General features: G+C 50.2%; 4 protein-coding genes. 3 read left to right on the top strand and 1 reads right to left on the bottom strand.

The window, feature by feature from the left end:
• The 3 genes from Q0294_RS20235 to Q0294_RS20225 form a co-directional block, all read left to right on the top strand.
• Positions 1 to 1,040 (top strand): D-TA family PLP-dependent enzyme (locus Q0294_RS20235; protein ID WP_299469074.1); only part of this gene is annotated, 1,040 nt, incomplete at its 5' end.
• Positions 1,041 to 1,118: 78 nt separating this feature from the next.
• Positions 1,119 to 2,003, top strand: a complete 885-nt coding sequence (locus Q0294_RS20230) for an ATPase domain-containing protein (protein ID WP_299469072.1) — start codon at positions 1,119 to 1,121, stop codon at positions 2,001 to 2,003.
• A gap of 250 nt (positions 2,004 to 2,253) precedes the next feature.
• Positions 2,254 to 3,117 (top strand): HDOD domain-containing protein, encoded by an 864-nt coding sequence (locus tag Q0294_RS20225; protein WP_299469070.1) that lies wholly within the window; start codon positions 2,254 to 2,256, stop codon positions 3,115 to 3,117.
• A gap of 7 nt (positions 3,118 to 3,124) precedes the next feature.
• On the opposite strand, the gene Q0294_RS20220 is transcribed toward Q0294_RS20225, so the two are convergent.
• Entirely contained in the window at positions 3,125 to 3,682 is a 558-nt protein-coding gene (locus tag Q0294_RS20220; RefSeq protein ID WP_299469068.1) for a hypothetical protein, read from the bottom strand.
• Positions 3,683 to 3,938 lie beyond the last annotated feature (256 nt).

Raw genomic sequence — 3,938 nt, 5'->3', positions numbered from 1 at the left:
AAGATAATTTACGGAAGATGATCGAATTAGTCGGCGATCCCAGCCGGCTACGACCGCATTGCAAAACTCATAAAATGCGCGAAATTATTGCGCTGGAACTTTCACTGGGAATTGTGAAACATAAAGCGGCGACCTTTCCCGAAGCCGAAATGCTGGCTGATGCGGGAGTCAAAGATATCTGTCTGGCCTACAATCTGGTCGGGCCGAATATTGCACGGGCGGTTGAATTTCGCAAACGCTGGCCTGCTGTTTCGCTTCAGGTGACCGCCGATCATCCGACGCCGATTGAGCAGTTGGGCGAGGCGATGTCGGCGGCGGGTCTTGAGATCGAAGTGCTGCTCGATTTGAACACGGGACAGAATCGCACCGGAGTCGCACCGGGAGATACTGCAGTTGAACTGTATCAGATGATCGACAATACGCCGGGGTTGATCGCCGCTGGTTTGCACGTGTATGACGGTCAGAATCATCAGATCGATTTTCAGGAACGCGAAGCCGCAGTCCTGGCTGTCTGGAATAACGTGAGCCGTTTACGCGATCAGCTGATTACCGAAGGTTTAGTCGTGCCGCGCATTGTGGCGGGAGCGACCGGGTCGTTTCCGATCTTTGCCGGCATTGATGATCCGGAAATTGAAGTCTGTCCGGGGACCTGCGTCTTGCATGATGTGGGATATGGTCAATTATTTCCCGACCTGCAATTTACTCCCGCGGCGCTGGTTTTAACTCGCGTCATCAGTTGTCCGGGGTCGGATCGGATCACACTGGATCTGGGATACAAGGCGATTGCCTCTGACCCGGCGATGGAAAATCGCTGCTCGTTTCCCGACCTGCCGGATGCAAAAGCCGTGCTGCAGAACGAAGAGCATCTGGTGATTATGACTCAGCGCGCCAGCGAATTTCAGCCCGGTGATGAATTGCTGGCCATTCCCCGCCATGTCTGCCCGACTTCCGCATTGCATAAGTCGGTGACCGTTGTCAGCGGCGGGCGCGTAGTCGATCATTGGAATGTTGCTGCCCGGGATCGCTTTATCTCGATCTGATTCCGGATTGTCAGGCAACTTTGAATACCCAATCTATAATAAGGCGTGGATTGTTTCTCCGCGAGACCAGGTTCCAGCATGTCCGAGACACGACAAAAAACGGGAATTCCTCAACTGGATGAAATGCTGTCGGGAGGCTTATTGCCAGGCAAGTTGACGGTGGTCTTAGGTGCCACCGGCATTGGTAAGACCCAGTTGGGACTGCAATACGCACAGGCAGGGCTGGGTCAGGAAGGGCAGACCGGTATTTTGTTCGATATGGCAACCCGCGGCGATTCTCAAAGCCACAGCGAGTATGCCGAGCGGATGTTTCAGTGGAAGATCAGGGAACAGAGCGTCGATGAGCCGTTCGATCTGGAACAGATCTGGGAGGCAGGGCAGGTGCGGAAAGATTATCAGCATCTGTTTCGTCAAAGCGGACGCAGAGTCACCAGACGCGATATGGAACTGGACGAGTGGAAAGAATGGAAGCTGGAATTTGTTAAAAAACTGGATGCGGCGATTGCCTATTTTTATTCGAATTTTGTGCACGGAGTGAGGCGGACGGTGATTGACGGGATTGAGCCTACGGAGCGGCCCAGTGAATCATTTCAGTTTCATGCGTTTGAATACGTTTACCACCAGATCCTGCGGAAAGAATATGACTGGGTGGCCCGAGATCTGTTTCGTGCTCAGTTCCGCAGCAATCAGGAACTGATACACCGGCACCAATACGATTTTCAGGAGATCGGCTGTCTGTTGTTGTTGACCACGCATGAAGTGATGCTCGATGATTTGATTCAACGCCCGATAGAAAGTGGCGACGTCTTATCGAACGCAAATACGATTATCCTGATGGGAAAAATCCGCGAAGGAAACCGGATGAGTCGTGCGCTGCATATTGCCAAGCATCGAGGCAGTGCCGTTGATGAGTCGCTGGTGCCTTACGAGATTCAGGAGTCGGGCATTCGTCTGCTCACTTAAACTGTTACGACCAGTGAGATCGGGAGGTGTTTCCTCTAAACCGGTTTGATGCTTGCTCTTGCTATAACAGTTCTGACCGTTATTTCTGGAACACCTGTATCAGAGATTCGAGAAATCAGTTTTTGAAAGCCAGTTTAAATCCGTTCCCGCTTTTTCTCAAAGATAGATTTGCACGGAGACTCCCGAGATGAAACGGTAATCATCGGGTTTTCTAAGTGACAAAGATATAACAACGAAAAGAGGGACGGCCATGTTAGTAGATAATTGCGTAGAACCTGCTGATCTTGCAGATGCATTCGTACAACGTTTAGATCGCTTACACTCTGCTCCCAAGGTAGCGCAACAGGTGCTGCAACTGACGCGGGATCCGGGAAGTAATATCGATGATCTTGTGAGGTGTATTGAACACGACCCGGGACTGGCTGTCAAAATCCTGCAGGTTGTGAATTCCTCGAAGTATGGGGTTGCCCGGCAGATTACAAGTATCAAACACGCGGTATCCTATCTGGGAAAAGATGCCATCCGGATGCTGACGATCAGCTTTTCGATGGTAGAGTCGCTGACCAAACGGAGTAAGGGGCGAATTTTCGTTGATTATTGGCAGCGTGCATTAACCATCGCTGCTATTTCCGCGCATCTGGCCGACCATCATAAGTGCCTGAAGAAAGATGAAACTTACACTGCAGGCTTATTGGCGGATGTGGGAATTCTGGTATTTTCACAGGTTGATCGCGAACAATACAGCCTGATTTATGAGAGTTATCCTCACGGAGAAGCGTTGCTCAAAGGCGAACAACAGTATTTCGGCTTCGATCATGCCTTGCTCGGGGCACGTCTGCTCGACCATTGGGATATTCCTCAGGAAATCGTAACCGCCGTGGAAAATCATCATGGTACTGGTCAACATGGTTGTCCGCTGGGCATTGCATTGCGAACAGGCAGCCTGCTGGCTGGTTCATTGTGGAACCGTTCTTCAGTCGAATATCTGGAAGCCGAAGAGATTCTGCTTTCGTTTTTCGAACTGGATGAAGTACAAATTGAAACCATGATTGAAGCATGCAAACAGGATATTGCCGAAAGTGCCGAGTTTTTTGGAGTGAACCTGGAAGGGTAATCAGAAGTTAATTCTTCTGTGTTTTCTGACCGGTTTCACTTTCGAAAGCCAGCTTGATCGCTTCGACGAATTGCGTTTCAGTATAAATGCGATGCGTGGAAGCGTTGAAGCCCTTTCCCGTCCTGGTCTGGGAGAGATATGTACCCAGGTTCTTGCCGCCCTGGGTGGTGGTCATGTATTCAATCATCGTAAAACCGCCGGGGGAATTAATAAAGTCCCTGATATTCCGTTTTCCATAAGGCATGACCAGGATGTGGTCCAGTCGATCATAACCTCCGGGCATTTTGGAGACTCGCCTCATAAACTTGATTCCCTTTGCCGTCTTCAGTTGAGCAGCAAGGAAGTCCGTTTCCGCGTGCACCCGACTCAGGATGTTTTTTTCTGCTTTGGCGGTCCAACCCGCTTTCTGGAACTGCCTGAATAGCGGCTTGACCTGATTCCGGGTAAGCATATCTCCCGGTTCATAATTCTGCAGACCGGCAAAATATTCCTGTGTGATTTCTAATACCTCTTCCAGTGTAGGAAGTTTGGGGGGGGCATCCGTCTCGGGAGTGATTTCGGGCAATGGAGCGGCTTCTTTTGGTTCCGCTGATATTACCGGTATTGCCCAAATCAGGCTGAGGAAGAGTATCGCGCTGAATGATGAATTGTGAAATAATGACATCAGTGGGAGATCTCCTGATCGAAACCAATGCGCTGAGAGAAAGGATTTCAGATAATCAAGTAATATCAGAGCTTATCGGCAAAATGCTGTCCGCGATCCCTGGACGAACCTTTTGATCGGTTTGGTTTCGCAGTTCATTGTTTAAGTCTAACCCATC

It is taken from the genome of uncultured Gimesia sp. (assembly GCF_937919775.1).
Classification (GTDB): domain Bacteria; phylum Planctomycetota; class Planctomycetia; order Planctomycetales; family Planctomycetaceae; genus Gimesia.
This window is presented reverse-complemented; position numbering and strand designations above follow the sequence as displayed.

Excerpts from the sequence above, each read along its gene's own strand:
- Q0294_RS20230 (WP_299469072.1), top strand. The coding sequence starts at position 1,119 with ATGTCCGAGACACGACAAAAAACGGGAATTCCTCAACTGGATGAAATG.
- Q0294_RS20225 (WP_299469070.1), top strand. The coding sequence starts at position 2,254 with ATGTTAGTAGATAATTGCGTAGAACCTGCTGATCTTGCAGATGCATTC.